15 protein-coding genes and 1 tRNA gene are annotated in these 14,217 nt (G+C 47.3%); 11 read left to right on the top strand and 5 right to left on the bottom strand.

The window, feature by feature from the left end:
* Positions 1–26 precede the first annotated feature (26 nt).
* The 3 genes from E2I14_RS07800 (at position 27) to E2I14_RS07790 (ending at position 1,964) form a co-directional block, all read left to right on the top strand.
* Positions 27–230 (top strand): YjfB family protein, encoded by a 204-nt coding sequence (locus E2I14_RS07800; RefSeq protein WP_133327186.1) that lies wholly within the window; start codon positions 27–29, stop codon positions 228–230.
* 265 nt (positions 231–495) lie between these two features.
* On the top strand, positions 496–1,029 hold the full coding sequence (locus tag E2I14_RS07795) for a GNAT family N-acetyltransferase (RefSeq protein ID WP_133327184.1): 534 nt from the start codon (positions 496–498) through the stop codon (positions 1,027–1,029).
* 146 nt (positions 1,030–1,175) lie between these two features.
* A complete protein-coding gene (locus tag E2I14_RS07790; RefSeq protein WP_133327182.1) occupies positions 1,176–1,964 on the top strand; it encodes a spermine/spermidine synthase domain-containing protein in 789 nt (262 codons plus the stop codon).
* 77 nt (positions 1,965–2,041) lie between these two features.
* Here the strand turns inward: E2I14_RS07790 and E2I14_RS07785 are convergent, their stop codons facing one another.
* Positions 2,042–2,749 carry a glycine zipper 2TM domain-containing protein gene (locus tag E2I14_RS07785; protein ID WP_133327180.1) on the bottom strand — a complete coding sequence of 236 codons (708 nt, stop codon included), beginning with the start codon at positions 2,747–2,749 and terminating at the stop codon, positions 2,042–2,044.
* Between the two features lie 220 nt (positions 2,750–2,969).
* On the opposite strand from E2I14_RS07785, the gene ybiB reads away from it, so the two are divergent.
* The 5 genes from ybiB to dnaG all read left to right on the top strand — a co-directional run bounded on the left by ybiB (position 2,970) and on the right by dnaG (position 8,047).
* Positions 2,970–3,929: a DNA-binding protein YbiB gene (gene ybiB, locus E2I14_RS07780; RefSeq protein WP_133327178.1), complete on the top strand. Its 960-nt coding sequence runs from the start codon at positions 2,970–2,972 to the stop codon at positions 3,927–3,929.
* 78 nt (positions 3,930–4,007) lie between these two features.
* Positions 4,008–5,204, top strand: a complete 1,197-nt coding sequence (locus E2I14_RS07775; RefSeq protein ID WP_133327176.1) for a BaiN/RdsA family NAD(P)/FAD-dependent oxidoreductase — start codon at positions 4,008–4,010, stop codon at positions 5,202–5,204.
* A 124-nt stretch (positions 5,205–5,328) separates the two neighbouring features.
* Positions 5,329–5,541: a 30S ribosomal protein S21 gene (rpsU, locus tag E2I14_RS07770; protein WP_005877634.1), complete on the top strand. Its 213-nt coding sequence runs from the start codon at positions 5,329–5,331 to the stop codon at positions 5,539–5,541.
* A gap of 230 nt (positions 5,542–5,771) precedes the next feature.
* Complete coding sequence (locus tag E2I14_RS07765) at positions 5,772–6,218, top strand: GatB/YqeY domain-containing protein (protein ID WP_133327174.1); 447 nt, start codon at positions 5,772–5,774, stop codon at positions 6,216–6,218.
* A gap of 35 nt (positions 6,219–6,253) precedes the next feature.
* Positions 6,254–8,047, top strand: coding sequence for a DNA primase (gene dnaG, locus E2I14_RS07760; protein ID WP_133327172.1), 1,794 nt, complete (start codon positions 6,254–6,256; stop codon positions 8,045–8,047).
* A 274-nt stretch (positions 8,048–8,321) separates the two neighbouring features.
* Here the strand turns inward: dnaG and E2I14_RS19480 are convergent, their stop codons facing one another.
* Complete coding sequence (locus E2I14_RS19480) at positions 8,322–8,846, bottom strand: hypothetical protein (protein ID WP_206105600.1); 525 nt, start codon at positions 8,844–8,846, stop codon at positions 8,322–8,324.
* 37 nt (positions 8,847–8,883) lie between these two features.
* Between E2I14_RS19480 and rpoD the strand changes: the two genes are divergently transcribed.
* From rpoD to E2I14_RS07740, 3 genes are all read left to right on the top strand, one after another.
* Positions 8,884–11,145 (top strand): RNA polymerase sigma factor RpoD, encoded by a 2,262-nt coding sequence (rpoD, locus tag E2I14_RS07750; RefSeq protein WP_406675703.1) that lies wholly within the window; start codon positions 8,884–8,886, stop codon positions 11,143–11,145.
* 99 nt (positions 11,146–11,244) lie between these two features.
* Positions 11,245–11,322: transfer RNA gene (locus E2I14_RS07745), tRNA-Ile, on the top strand.
* Between the two features lie 118 nt (positions 11,323–11,440).
* Positions 11,441–12,520, top strand: a complete 1,080-nt coding sequence (locus E2I14_RS07740; protein WP_133327168.1) for a site-specific integrase — start codon at positions 11,441–11,443, stop codon at positions 12,518–12,520.
* Between the two features lie 29 nt (positions 12,521–12,549).
* Here the strand turns inward: E2I14_RS07740 and E2I14_RS07735 are convergent, their stop codons facing one another.
* The 3 genes from E2I14_RS07735 to E2I14_RS07725 all read right to left on the bottom strand — a co-directional run.
* Entirely contained in the window at positions 12,550–13,449 is a 900-nt protein-coding gene (locus E2I14_RS07735) for a P-loop NTPase family protein (RefSeq protein ID WP_165967786.1), read from the bottom strand.
* The gene (locus tag E2I14_RS07730; RefSeq protein ID WP_133327164.1) at positions 13,430–14,002 is read right to left on the bottom strand and encodes a transposase; all 573 of its coding nucleotides are present in this window, start codon (positions 14,000–14,002) and stop codon (positions 13,430–13,432) included. The genes E2I14_RS07735 and E2I14_RS07730 overlap by 20 nt, the downstream gene beginning before the upstream one ends.
* Positions 14,003–14,118: 116 nt before the next feature.
* Positions 14,119–14,217, bottom strand: a 99-nt coding sequence (locus tag E2I14_RS07725) for an IS3 family transposase (protein WP_133327162.1), incomplete at its 5' end; no start/stop codon positions are given.

Here is a 14,217-nt window from a genome sequence, read left to right as displayed (position 1 = left end):
AGAACACGTATTACTGGAGAAATATCATGGATTTAACTTCTATAGCCAGTTCGACCTCGAGCAGCATCGCTGATGCTGGTGTGAGTCAAAATGTTCAAGTTGATCTATTAAAAAGAGCAATGAACATTGATCAGCAAAGCATTAGTACCTTGATTGATGCGATTCCTCAAACGTCCTCAACTCAAAATTTGCCACCCAATTTAGGTAATAACGTCAACGCTGTGGCCTAGCTTGGTGGTTCATTTTTGATGCCAGCAGTTGTCATTGAGCTGCGCATTGTCTTTTAGCCTGGTTTTGCGGCTGTTTTTTGTTTGTCTTTAAATTAATGAAGCGTGCACAGTTGGTTTGTGTGTTCGCGCTCTTGTCTGTCCGCGCATACATTTCCTGGCAGCTGATTGGTATCAAACTTGCTTATTTGTTTGAGCAAATTCGCATGGTCAAGATGGCATTCTGCGTCTTGATAATTGTTACACCACTTAACTAGGAGAGCTGCCAATGATAACGATTCGACAAATTAAGACTAACCAAGAAGCCGACCAATTGGTTTTGATTCAATTGGTGCGTCTGCTGCAAAATGCGGTGCATCAAGGTGCATCGGTTGGTTTTTTGTCGCCTTTGTCGGATGCTCAAGCGATGGCATATTGGACCGGCGTCTTCGAAAGCCTTCAGTCTGATTTAGTGCTTTGGGTTGCGGAAGTGGATGGGCAAGTTGTTGGTTCGGTTCAATTGGCGCTTTGTATGAAAGCCAATGGGCGGCATCGGGCGGATGTGCAAAAGTTGTTTGTGCATTCTGATTATCGCGGCCACGGGATTTCGTCGCGATTATTAACCGAGTTAGAAGCGTTCGCGATTGAGCAAAAACGTTCTTTATTGGTCTTGGATACCGAAGCTGGGTCACTCGCCGAGAAAATATATCAGCATTGGGCTTGGGTGCGCGTGGGTGAAATTCCGCAATATGCCGGACGTCCTGATGGGCAGTTGACGGCGACCTGTTACTACTACAAGACGTTGGCGGTTCCGGTGGCTTGACTGGCCGCTCCGTGCCCCACCACGGCGACGTAGTTGGGCGGATCGCGTGTTATACTGCGCGCCCAATTTAACCAGTTGCCAAGCTAACTTTGCGTTTGCGAGCAAATTCTTTTGTCCTTATTAATCCCCTTTTTTGTTGAGCAAGAATGCCGCTAAAAGCTCCAGCTACTGTCGTCTATCATCCCCGTCCGATCGTCTTAGATAGTCAAGGTATCCGCTCTTTGTATTTTGAGCGGGAAGCCGATGCGGACATGGCTTTGCAAGGGGCTATGCGCTTAGCGATGCCAGATCAAATCGAGTTGGAATATGTCCAGCAAATGATGATGTGGATGCTGTTCAATGACGCTCCTGCACGAATCGGGCAACTCGGTTTGGGCTGCGCGGCATTGACTAAATTTTGTTATCGTTATTTTGAACAAGCGCACATTACGGCGGTGGAATTGAATCCCCAAGTGATCGATGTTTGCCGCGAAAAATTTAAATTGCCCGACAACGATGCGCGCTTAAAAGTGCTGGCGATGAATGCCTTGGAATTCGTATTGGATCGCGCAAATCACGCGACGCTCGATGTCTTGCAAGTGGATTTGTACGACGCCCAAGCCGCAGAACCAGCGCTGGGCGGTGTTGAGTTTTATCAGGCCTGTGCGAAATGCTTAAGCGCCAATGGCATGATGACGGTGAACTTGTTTTGCGATGGTGACAAACACAGCGCCGCCTATGCAGCTAATTTGCAAGCCATGCAAGCCGCATTTGACGCGGTAGTTTGGCTACCCGAAGTGCATGATGCTAACGTGGTGGCGTTGGCGTTTAAGTCAGCTCCGTCGATTGATTTTGATGAGTTGTACGAACGTGCTGCCGCGATTCGTTCGGCGACAAAATTGCCAGCGCCATATTGGGTTAACGGTTTGAAGGAATGGATGGAGTCAGAACAATAGCGGGTGCTGCTAAAGTAGATCGACATAAAAAAACCTGCCGATAGTTGGCAGGTTTTTTATTGGGAATACAGCGATGGTTATTGGTCGCGGATGGATAAGTTGCCGTTATCAACGCGCACCAAATCACCGTTTCTAAAGCGCTGTTCTTTCATGACAAAACGTTGTTTGCTGCCGTCTTCCATGCGCACGATAACTTCATACGACGTTGCAGTGTGGGTGTTTTTTTCAACCGCATTACCCGCTAATCCGCCGCCAACCGCGCCTGCAACAGTAGCTAATGTTTTACCATTGCCGCCACCAACTTGGTGACCAAGAACGCCGCCCAACAATGCGCCAGCTGCAGCACCTAGGCCGCTAGTCGGTTGCTGTTCTTGCAGAGTCCTGACTGATTCCACGACGCCGCAGCTGTAGCAAGGTGGTGGTGCTACAGGAGCAGGTTGAACAGGTGCATTGTTTGCTTGACTGACTTGGTTGTAGTTAGGTGCGTTGTAGGTAGGTTCGGATTTGTTTTTATTGTTGCGCGAAGTCGTTCTTTCGCGCGCTGGTTCCCTTGCTTCATTGGCCGCTGCTTCAGTTTTCTGCGCTTCTGGCAACGAAGCGCTCGCCGCAGCCGCAATGGATTCGTTGGTTGGCGTAGTGGTGGCTGGGTCGGTTGCAGCAGGTTTGCTGAAATTTGGCAAAATTCCTGTCATTGCGGCGATGCCGGTTAAACTCAACAGAATCAAAGCGACTGCTGCAGTTGCTGCCAGAGGGTGAATCTTCGGTTTAGTGTCGTTCGTTTCCATGCTAATTCCAATCAAAAAATAGTGTGCGAATTATTGCTAAATACCAAGTCGGTCGGTATCGTAAAAATGTTTAAGCTGTAAGATAGTGTAAATGAAATGAACTATACGCTGTGATGTACTAACGTTTCGAAGCTGTTTCTGTTGACAGCGCGAGAAACGGACCGTTTTCTTGCAGCTAAATATATTTCCCTGTGTAAACTTTATTGTGACGAAATTCCCGATGGACCCATTTATAGCAGCACCATTTATCAAAGAAATTGGCCGCGGTGTCAAAGGCGCCCGAAGTCTATCACGCGCCGACGCGCACGATTTATTTGCTGCCATGTTGGCGGGACGAGTCAGTGATCTGGAAATGGGCGCGATCTTGTTGTCCATGCGGATTAAAGGTGAATCGGTCGATGAAATTACCGGATTTTTGCAGGCGGCTGAGGCGTCATTTGAGTCTATCAACGCGCCCGATTCGATCTATGCGCCGATTGTGATTCCAACTTATAACGGCGCGCGCCGTGCGGCCAATTTAACGCCGCTACTAGCTTTGTTATTGGCACGCGCCGGTGCGCCAGTGCTAGCACACGGTGTGCAAACCGACGCTGGACGCGTGACCACCGCTGAGATTTTAGGATCGATGAAAATTCTGCCCAGCAGCTCGGTTGCCCACGCAGAACGCGACTTAGCCGAAGTGGCGTCGCATAACCGCCCGGTCTTTGTTCCGATTGAAATACTCGCGCCGCGTTTAGAGAAATTGCTGGCATTACGAAAAATTTTGGGTCTGCGCAATTCAACGCATACCTTAGTTAAAATCATGCAGCCCTTCAAACAGCCGGCCTTGCGCTTAACGTCCTACACGCATCCCGAATATTTATCCATGTTGTCCGAGTATTTTGTCAGCGCTGCGGCGCAGGAGCGGGGCGATGTTTTTCTGATGCGTGGCACCGAAGGTGAGACGGTCGCCAGTATCAAAAAAGTCCAGCAAATTGATTGGTTTCACGCTGGTCAAAAACAAGTTTTGGTCGAAGCGCAAATCGGCACTGATTTGGATTTGGGTATTCCTCCCGATGCGCAGGGAACGGCAGAGTGGATACGCAGTGTATTGGATGGCGAAAAACCAGTTCCAGATAATATTGCCCAGCAAGTTGAGCATTGCTTGTCCGTAGCCAAACGGATGAAGCAGGTGGCTTAATTTTCACCCTAACTTAACTATCGCACGGCACTTAAATCAGCAAGCCAATCAGAAGACAAACTAAAAAAGGTATCCCCAGTGGTCAAACAAGTTGATGTAATCGTTATCGGCGCAGGTGCAGCCGGCTTGATGTGCGCCGCAGTAGCAGGGCAGCGCGGTAAAAGCGTCATGCTGATCGATCACGCAAGCGTGTTAGCAGAAAAAATCCGTATATCTGGCGGCGGGCGCTGCAACTTCACTAATTTGCACACCACTCCGCAAAACTATTTGTCTGAGAATCCGCATTTTTGTAAAAGCGCTTTAGCTCGTTACACACCGCAAGATTTTTTGAGTTTGATTAAGCGCTATGGGATTGCCTATCACGAGAAGCATAAGGGCCAATTATTTTGCGACCATTCGGCGGAACAAATTATCAGTATGTTGAAGTCGGAATGCGAAGTCGGCGGCGTTGAAATCAATATGCCTTGTAAAGTCACTTCGCTGTCAAAAAGCATCGACCACTTCGTCATTCACACCGATCAAGGTGAAATTCGCGCAGCCAGCGTGGTCATTGCGACGGGTGGATTATCTATTCCAAAAATCGGCGCAACCGATTTTGCCTATCGCATTGCTCAGCAATTTGATATTCCCATGATTGCGCCAACACCAGCTTTGGTGCCACTTACGTTTGACGCAACGAGTTGGCAAGCTTTCGTTCCCTTGGCGGGAATTGCCCTTGAAGTAGAAATCGAAACTGGCACCAAAAAGCAGCGCGGTTATTTTCGCGAGGATTTGTTATTCACCCATCGCGGCTTGTCTGGCCCAGGTGTTTTGCAAATTTCGAGCTATTGGAAAGAAGGCGAGCCGATTACGATTAATTTACTGCCAGAAGTCGAGCTGGCAGAGCAACTCATCCATGAAAAGTCCACCAGCAAAAAGAACCTAGGCAACGTACTTGCCCACTATTTACCGAGTCGTTTGGCCGAAGGTTGGCTTGAAGTCGGCGCTTACAAGGCCGATCAACGTATCGCGGACATGCAAGACAAAGCCTTGCGCGCCTTGGGTGACTCCATTAATAACTGGAAAATTACGCCCAACGGTTCCGAGGGTTATCGCAAAGCCGAAGTGACGCGCGGTGGAGTTGATACTAAAGCACTTTCTCAGCAAACCATGATGGTCAACAAGGTGCCGGGTTTGTATTTCATCGGAGAAGCGATCGATGTCACGGGCTGGCTGGGCGGTTACAATTTCCAGTGGGCGTGGGCTTCAGGGGTGGCGGCAGGGCAAGCGGTGTAGTGTTTACTGCAACAATGCTACTGCTTTGTTGGATTCCTGCATAAAATTGATGCAAAGTTCTTCCAATGTTGAACTTAGTCTGATAGAATCTCGTTCTTCCTATAAATTCTTGGTTTGAGCTTACATGACCACCATTCGCCTTAAAGAAAACGAACCGTTCGAAGTCGCAATGCGTCGCTTCAAGCGCACCATTGAAAAAACCGGTCTATTGACAGAATTGCGCGCACGCGAATTTTACGAAAAGCCAACGGCAGAACGTAAACGCAAATTAGCTGCTGCAGTTAAACGTCACTACAAACGTATTCGTAGCCAGCAATTGCCGAAAAAAATGTACTAATCAGTTGCATTTATTTGCGCTTGTTTCGCCATAGTTGGTAACTAGAGCGCAAATTAACTGGTAGTAATTGCGGTAATTCAGCACACTAAATTTAGTAACAATTATTTGTAATCAGCTTATTGTTGCTTGCATTCTAATTCTAGCTAACATGCCCGCTCCGGTTTTTCCGCGGCGGGTTTTGTCATTTATCTACTAGCCAATATTTCCTCGCCAATTATCAGGAGCAGATCATGAGTTTGAAAGAACAAATCACCGAAGACATGAAAAACGCGATGCGTGCCAAAGACGCCGCTAAGCTCGGAACTATTCGATTGATTACTGCCGCGATGAAGCAAAAAGAAGTCGATGAGCGCATTGAGCTAACCGACACATTGGTGTTGGCGATTATTGAGAAAATGATTAAGCAGCGCAAAGATTCGATTTCACAATTTGAAGCCGGTGGACGTCAAGATTTGGCGGATATCGAAAAAGCAGAATTAGTCGTTTTATCCGCCTACATGCCCGCCGCGTTATCTGAAGCAGAAATTGCAGCAGAAGTTGCCGCCGCTGTGGCCGAAGTTAATCCAACTGGCCCGCAAGACATGGGTAAAGTAATGGCGATTGTCAAAGCAAAATTAGCTGGTCGCGCTGACATGACAGTCGTGTCTGGTTTGGTTAAGGCGGCGTTGGCTAAATAAATCACGCCATCTGATTTACTCAGTAGGTTGATTCCGTGATTCCACAATCCTTTATCGCTGATTTAATTGCCCGCGTCGATATCGTTGACGTGGTGGGTCGTTACGTCCAGCTCAAAAAAGGCGGCGCAAATTACATGGGCTTGTGCCCGTTCCATAACGAAAAATCACCTAGTTTTACGGTCAGCCCAACCAAGCAGTTCTATCACTGTTTTGGCTGCGGCGCGCACGGTACGGCGATTGGTTTTTTGATGGAATATTCCGGCATGAGCTATGTCGAGGCGATTAAAGATCTAGCGCAAAACAACGGCATGATTGTGCCTGAAGATGACACGATGCCGCCGATGCAACGTGCTCAAATGCAGGCTAAAACGTTGGCCCTAAGCGAAGCAATGACGCGCGCGTGCGACTATTATCGACGTCAATTAAAGACTGCTGAAGGCGCAAAAAAATATTTGCAAGGGCGCGGCTTAAGCGGTGAAATTGCTGCCAAATTTGGCTTAGGTTATGCGCCCGAAGGTTGGGATAATTTGCGGCAAGAGTTCCCGGATTACGATGCGCCAGCTTTGGCGGAATCCGGTTTGGTCATCGATAAAGAAGGTGAGGATGGCGGTCGCCATAAACGGTATGACCGCTTCCGTGAGCGCGTAATGTTCCCGATTCGCAATACCAAAGGCCAAGTCATTGGTTTTGGTGGACGCGTGATGGGCGTGGGCGAGCCGAAGTATTTGAATTCACCTGAAACGCCACTGTTCCAAAAAGGCTACGAGTTGTATGGTCTGTTTGAAGCGCGCCAAGCGATTCGAGATGCCGGTTATGTGTTAGTGACCGAAGGCTACATGGATGTGGTCGCCTTGGCGCAAATGGGTTTTCCGCAGTCAGTGGCGACCTTGGGGACAGCATGTACTCCAACCCATGTGCAAAAATTACTACGTCAAACAGATCAAGTTATTTTTAGTTTTGATGGTGATTCCGCTGGTCGGCGCGCAGCGCGTCGTGCCTTAGATGCTTGCATGCCGCTGGTGGACGACAGTAAGACGATTAAGTTTTTATTTTTGCCCACTGAGCACGATCCAGATAGTTATATTCGCGAATTTGGCGCTGAAGCCTTTCAAAAAGAAGTGCAGGACGCAATGCCGCTGTCGCAGTTCTTATTGAAATTGTGCAGCCAAGATAATGATTTGACTACGTTGGAAGGGCGCGCTCATACGCAATTTGAAGCTAAATCAGCGCTGCAAGCGATGCAGCCATCGAGCTTACGCCTGCAAATCGTGCGTGGCTTAGCGCAGCTAACCCAAACAACGCCGATGGAAATTGAAAACATGTTTGAGTTGGCTCAGCCAGTGGCTCGCGTTCGTGTCGCGCCGCCGCGGGTTAAGCGCAGTCCTCCCATGGGTTTGGAGCGGCAGATGATTCGCATTATTTTGGCGCATCCGCCACTGGCTGAACTGATGGATCAATCCGTTTTAGATGCGTTATTGGAAACCTCGCCGGATGGCGCTCAAATGCTGACTAATTTGGTGCAGGCGGCGCAGTCGCTCGGTAAGCATGCTCAATTCGCCGCCTTATCTGATCATCTACGCAGTTTGAATTCAGATTTTGATGAATTGATTGTAGAAATCGCAGGCCAAAGCGAAACCGATATTGATCTGCATCGTCAAGAGTTGGGTGGCGCAATTCGCAATATAAAAATTCAACAAATTAAAGCCGCCCAGGCGGAGTTGGCCAATCGCGGATTGCAAGGCGAAGCGGACAAATTACGCTATTACGAATTAAAAAAACAACTCGACGAATTAAATCGTCAAAATAGTGAAGAAATAGCATTGCGCTAATCGCATATCGCCCAATCTAGAGAAATACGCTCTTTGGTGCTATAATGTTAGGCTTATGTTTTTGGATGGGCTTTTATTTTTTAGCAAGAGATTGAATAAAAAATCACGTTAAATCAATCGCTTGGCTAGATACAAGACTTTAAATTAAGCAGTTGAAGTTGGTTGTTTGTTGGTGAAACAGTTGTGAAGCAGTTGGAAGGTTGTTGTTTAGAACGGTGTATAAATTCAGTGAGCATAACGCTCTTTCGAGTAACCCTTGATTTTGATTCAATGGCTAAAGCATGAAGAAACCCGCAAAACCCCCAGTAGATTCCAAAGCAAGCAAGATTTTAGCAAAATCCAGTGCAACAGAAAAAAAAGCTGCTAATCTGAATCCAAGATCTTCTGCAAAAAAGACGGTCGCTGTTGCGCCTGCAAAGACAGCAACACGCGCGGTAGCAAAGCCGGCTTTACCGAAAGCTGCAGCTAAGCCAGCAACCAAGCCAGCAACAAAACCAGTAGCAAAGAAATCGACTGCAGTAGTTAAAAAAGCGGTTACTAATTTAAGCGTAAAACAAAGCGCCAAAGCGACTGAGCAGCCAACGAAAAAATCAACAGCGGCTGTTAAGACAACGACGAGCGCGAGCGGAAAAGCACCGAGCAAAAATAGTGTGCCAACCAAAGCAGCACCGAACACAGCAACAACCAGATCAGCCAAAGCGGCAAGCAAAGTAAGCGCAACAGCGACAGTTAAAAAAACAGTCGAGGTAGCAAAAAAAGCAGAACCAAAAGTGACTACGGTAACAACTCCCAAAGCCACCGCCAGTTCTAAGCAGAACACGCCAGTATCAGCTAGCGTGCAAGTTAAAGAAGCAGTGTTAAAAAGTGATTCAAAGACAGTGACTAAGCCTACTAAGACTTCAGCTAAAGCTGAAAAAGCACCAGAAACTACCGATGTACGCGCAAGCACTTCTGCGCCTGTAGTTAACCAAACCACCGACGCTGCCGTTTTAGCGGCTATTGACACGTCCGGCTATATTTTGCCCGGCGTGAAAGTGCCTGGTCGTCGTGGCCGTAAGCCCAAAGAATATCAACCTGAGAACGAAGAAATCGCCGCCTTAAACGCGGTTGAGCGTGCTGAGTTAAAAGCGGTTGATAAAGCCAAAGCCAAAGACCGTAAAGCTAAAGAAAAAGCATTGTTGAAAGATGCGTTTTCGGCTGACACAGAAGCGACTGAAGAAGAATTAGAACGTCGTCGTCAAAAGCTTAAAGCCCTCATCAAGATGGGTAAAGATCGCGGCTATTTAACCTACGCCGAGATCAACGATCATCTGCCTGAAAACATCGTCGATCCAGAAGCGATCGAAGGCATTATCGGCACCTTCAACGACATGGGTATTGCCGTCTATGAGCAAGCTCCTGACGCTGAAACATTGCTCTTGTCGGATAACGTCGTTCAAGTAACTAGCGACGATGATGACGCTGAAGCCGCCGCTGAAGCCGCCTTATCGACGGTCGATTCCGACTTCGGTCGCACCACCGATCCAGTGCGTATGTACATGCGCGAAATGGGTTCGGTTGAGTTGCTGACTCGCGAAGGCGAAATCGTCATCGCGAAGAAAATCGAAGAAGGTCTGAAAGACATGATTCAAGCGATTTCCGCTTGTCCAACGACAATCGCAGAAATCCTGTTAGCAGCGGATCGCATCGCCAATGATGAAATCAAGATCGATGAAATCGTCGATGGCTTGGTAGATCTTAACGCCGAAGACGTGCCAGTAGTTATCGTCGCCGCCACTAGCGACGACGATGAAGAGGACGAAGAAGACGAAGAAGAGGAAGACGAAGAAGACGACGCAGCAGGCAATGCTGCCGGTGCTGCTGGTTATTCCGCTGAACAGTTAGAACAATTGAAGCGTGATGCCTTGGCAAAATTCGCCACCATTGCGACCCAATTCGAAAAAATGCGTAAAGCATTTGAAAAAGAAGGCTTCAATTCCAAGCCTTACGTCAAAGCGCAAGAAATCATTTCGCACGAATTGTTAGGGATGCGTTTCACTGCCAAAGTCGTCGAAAAATTATGCGACACTTTGCGCGGACAAGTGGATGAAGTGCGCCACATTGAAAAGCAAATTCTTGACGTGGTCGTGAATCGCTGCGGCATGCCGCGCGCGCATTTCATTAAAGTATTCCCAGGTAACGAAGTCAACTTAAATTGGGTTGAAGGCGAAGTAAATGCCGGTCATTCGTACAGCGCAATTTTGGGACGTAACGTTCCATCAGTTCAGCAATTGCAGCAAAAATTGATCGACCTGCAATCGCGCGTCGTATTGCCGTTGGCTGATCTGCGCGGCATTAACAAAAAAATGTCCGCCGGTGAAATGAAGGCGCGCCGTGCAAAACGTGAAATGACCGAGGCTAACTTGCGTCTGGTAATTTCTATCGCCAAAAAATACACCAATCGTGGTTTGCAATTCTTGGATCTGATCCAGGAAGGTAATATCGGTTTGATGAAAGCGGTAGATAAGTTCGAATATCGTCGCGGCTATAAATTCTCGACTTACGCAACTTGGTGGATACGCCAAGCGATTACCCGTTCGATCGCCGATCAAGCACGCACTATTCGTATTCCAGTGCACATGATTGAAACGATCAATAAGATGAATCGTATTTCGCGTCAGATTTTGCAAGAAACTGGCGTTGAACCTGATCCAGCAACGTTGGCAATCAAGATGGAAATGCCGGAAGATAAAATCCGCAAAATCATGAAGATTGCCAAAGAGCCGATCTCAATGGAAACGCCAATCGGTGACGATGACGATTCCCATTTGGGCGACTTCATCGAAGACAACAACACGCTAGCTCCGGCTGATGCGGCATTGCATGCGTCCATGCGTAACGTAGTCAAAGATGTTTTGGACTCGCTAACACCACGCGAAGCCAAAGTATTGCGCATGCGTTTCGGCGTTGAAATGTCCACCGATCACACCTTGGAAGAGGTCGGTAAACAGTTCGACGTAACCCGTGAGCGTATCCGTCAAATAGAAGCAAAAGCGCTGCGTAAGCTGCGTCATCCCTCGCGTTCAGACAAGCTCAAGAGCTTCCTAGAAGGTAATTAATCGGTTACAATAGCTGCCGTTTTGCGGCAGTTATTGGCCTTTTTTTACCTCGCTTTTGGGCGACGTTTTGACCGGTAAAAATAACCGTTTTGCAAAGTAGGGCCTCTAGCTCATGTTGGTTAGAGCAGCGGACTCATAATCCGTTGGTACCGTGTTCGACTCACGGGAGGCCCACCAGAATAGAGTTTATAAAACAAGGACTTAGGTTTACACCTAAGTCCTTTTTTTATTTTTGTTGGCGGTCTGGGTACAATTTCGGGTACAGTGAGCAACATTACTCAGTTTGGAAACAACTATGGCAACGTTCGTTAAAAGACCTTCTGGCACTTGGAAAGCTATTATTCGCATGACCGGTTGGCCGCTTACCGTTAAAACATTCCGGACTAAAAAAGATGCATCTGATTGGGCGCGAGAAACTGAAGATGAAATGGTTCGCGGTGTTTTTATAAACCGCAAGCCATCGGAGCGAATGACTTTTGAGTTTGCAATGAAGCGCTATCTTTCAGAAGTGACTCCCTTAAAAAAAGCATCGACACAAAAGACTGAACGAAATCGTTCAGTCATTCTGCTCAAGTATTTTGGAAAATATTCGCTGGCAGCGATCACACCTGAACTTATTTCCAAGTTCCGCGACGAACGCCTGGCTGGATCAGATCGATTAAAAGATGGTAAGCCACAGCCAAGAATGCCGAATACAGTTCGACTGGATTTGGCTTTAATCGGACACATATTTGCGATCGCGGTGAAGGAATGGGGTCTTGGGCTCACCATGAATCCAATTCTAAATATCAGGCGTCCTTCGCCCGGTGCGGGGCGAAATAGACGTCTGAATCCCGAAGAGGAGAATCGGTTAATGGCGGCGGTAAAAAGTCATTCCAATCCGATGTTGGGATGGATCGTATGCATTGCGGTGGAAACGTCGATGCGTTCAACTGAGATCTCATCGTTACGTCGTTCACAGGTCTTGCTGGATCGGCGAATTGTGCGGCTAGACGATACAAAAAATTCTTCATCTCGCACAGTTCCACTGTCAGCGGCCGCAGCCAACTGCTTTAAGCTTGCTCTTGCAAATCCAGTTCGTCCGATTGATACCGATTTAATTTTTTTCGGTGAGCCTGGTAGGGATAAAAAACGCAGGCCGTACAATTTCAATAAAGTTTGGTCAAACATAAAAAAGGATGTAGGCATTGAAGATTTCAGATTTCATGATCTTCGGCATGAAGCGGTGAGCCGCTTTGTTGAATCAGGCCTATTCAGTGATCAAGAAGTTGCCGCAATCAGCGGGCATAAATCAATGCAAATGTTGAGGCGCTATACCCATCTGAAAGCAGAAGATCTAGTTGATCGGATGGATAAGATTAAGAAACCTGGCTGAGGTGTCTCTCCACGACTGAAACGTGGTTTTTAACTCCGACGTTTTCGAATGCAAAAGCTTGGATTTTTAACGACTGGAGGAAGCATCACGGTGAAACGTGCGTCGTTGATCGGTAAGTCTCCGCTTACGATAGGATTTTTTTCAGATAACTCAATGTTTTGGCTGCGCGCCATACACTGAACCAATTTATCAGCCTGTTCCGATGGTATCGTACCGATTTTGTGACTTTCATTTTTGGCCATTTCTACCCATAGACTACCATCGCAATTTAGGTAAACTTCGTAGGTATTGGGATCGTTCAGCGCTGAAACGACAAGCTCCCCCAACCCATTTGTTACCTGCTCGATTGATAGTTGGTTGGCTGTAGTTTTAGACGTCTGGTCAGATTTTTTGGGGCGATCGAATCGATACTCGGAAGGGACTGATGCTAGCGCTTTACTGACCGTCTGACGGCTGTTCATTCCAACTAAACTTGCGATCTCTTCTTGGGTTTTGCCTTTTGCACTCAACATGACAATACGTTTTTTCGTATCATCAATACGTCTATCAATCAAATTTCTAGCTAAGTTTTTCAGAACAGATTCTTCGTCTCCGAAGGTCGCTTTGGCTGCAATTATTCGTAAATAAAAAAGGTCTAAATCTGGATCTCCTGATTGCGCCCTAGCTTCAGATATAGAACTACATTGCAATTCAAGGCGTAATAGTTCTTTTTCAAAATCCGTGTTGTTGTTAAGAGCTGATAGGTATCTAGCATTAATATTTTTTCTGCCAACATACTTCGGTCGATGGTCGGAACAATACCTTGCGCTCAAGCTAACAGGATCCGAATCTGGGTGATACCCTTCTTGGTATATTTGTTGTTTGCTGTCGAATAGCTCAGTGTTTTTGCCGCACCAACAGGCAGTGATTTCATAGCGACATTTTATCAAGTTCGGCCTTATTGCGACAGAGCCCATCGAATAGCATCTGATGACTTTGTGTGGGATAGGCGACTAACCAAAAAGCTCGGCTAGCGCAAAGCTTGGTATGTGCAACAAGCAGCTTGCGATGAATGCCTCCAATCACTAGAAGCTCTTCACTCCAATCGAACTGAAACGCTTCACCTAGTTGGAATTTGAGCGGGACGAAGGCTGATTTACCGGATACTTTGGCGGCCTGATCGCGCCAACTATTGATATAGCGCCTAACACCGGAATAGCTGCCGGTAAAACCTTCCTGCTGGATTTCTCTAAATAGCATCAGAGCGGTACGTCGATCCCGTTTAGGACGGTGGCTATCGGTCTGTAGCGCTAATTGAATTGTTGACTCAAACGGTGTGATCTTACTCACCGCTTTGGGACGGTGGTACTTCGGCTCACAAGTTTCACTTTCCTTGAGCCATTTCTTGATGGTGTTGCGCGACAAACTCGTCTGCCTCGCGATTTCACTGATAGATAGTCGTTCTCGATAGAATAACCGACGGACTTTGGCATACATTCCCATGGTAATCACCTTGAATTCCCTTACAGAAAAACAGTAAGGATAGGTTAATTTCCCTGGTCAATATTCGTTGCGCAAAACTACGTTTACAGGGGGTGCGGACAATTTCTTGGACTGATTTACGTTGTTAAACCTAGACTCTCTCGGTACTCGATCGGGCTGAGATAGCCGAGAGACATTTTAATCCGCTTTTCGTTATACCAGCGAATATAGGCATC

This window comes from Sapientia aquatica (genome assembly GCF_004358105.1).
Taxonomy (GTDB): Bacteria; Pseudomonadota; Gammaproteobacteria; order Burkholderiales; family Burkholderiaceae_D; genus Solimicrobium; species Solimicrobium aquaticum.
This window is presented reverse-complemented; position numbering and strand designations above follow the sequence as displayed.

Bases quoted from the DNA above. Each gene is read 5' to 3' on its own strand.
- rpsU (WP_005877634.1), top strand. From the start codon at position 5,329: ATGACCACCATTCGCCTTAAAGAAAACGAACCGTTCGAAGTCGCAATG.
- E2I14_RS07730 (WP_133327164.1), bottom strand. From the start codon at position 14,002: ATGGGAATGTATGCCAAAGTCCGTCGGTTATTCTATCGAGAACGACTA.
- E2I14_RS07800 (WP_133327186.1), top strand. From the start codon at position 27: ATGGATTTAACTTCTATAGCCAGTTCGACCTCGAGCAGCATCGCTGAT.
- E2I14_RS07795 (WP_133327184.1), top strand. From the start codon at position 496: ATGATAACGATTCGACAAATTAAGACTAACCAAGAAGCCGACCAATTG.
- E2I14_RS07785 (WP_133327180.1), bottom strand. From the start codon at position 2,749: ATGGAAACGAACGACACTAAACCGAAGATTCACCCTCTGGCAGCAACT.
- ybiB (WP_133327178.1), top strand. From the start codon at position 2,970: ATGGACCCATTTATAGCAGCACCATTTATCAAAGAAATTGGCCGCGGT.
- E2I14_RS07740 (WP_133327168.1), top strand. From the start codon at position 11,441: ATGGCAACGTTCGTTAAAAGACCTTCTGGCACTTGGAAAGCTATTATT.
- E2I14_RS07790 (WP_133327182.1), top strand. From the start codon at position 1,176: ATGCCGCTAAAAGCTCCAGCTACTGTCGTCTATCATCCCCGTCCGATC.
- E2I14_RS07765 (WP_133327174.1), top strand. From the start codon at position 5,772: ATGAGTTTGAAAGAACAAATCACCGAAGACATGAAAAACGCGATGCGT.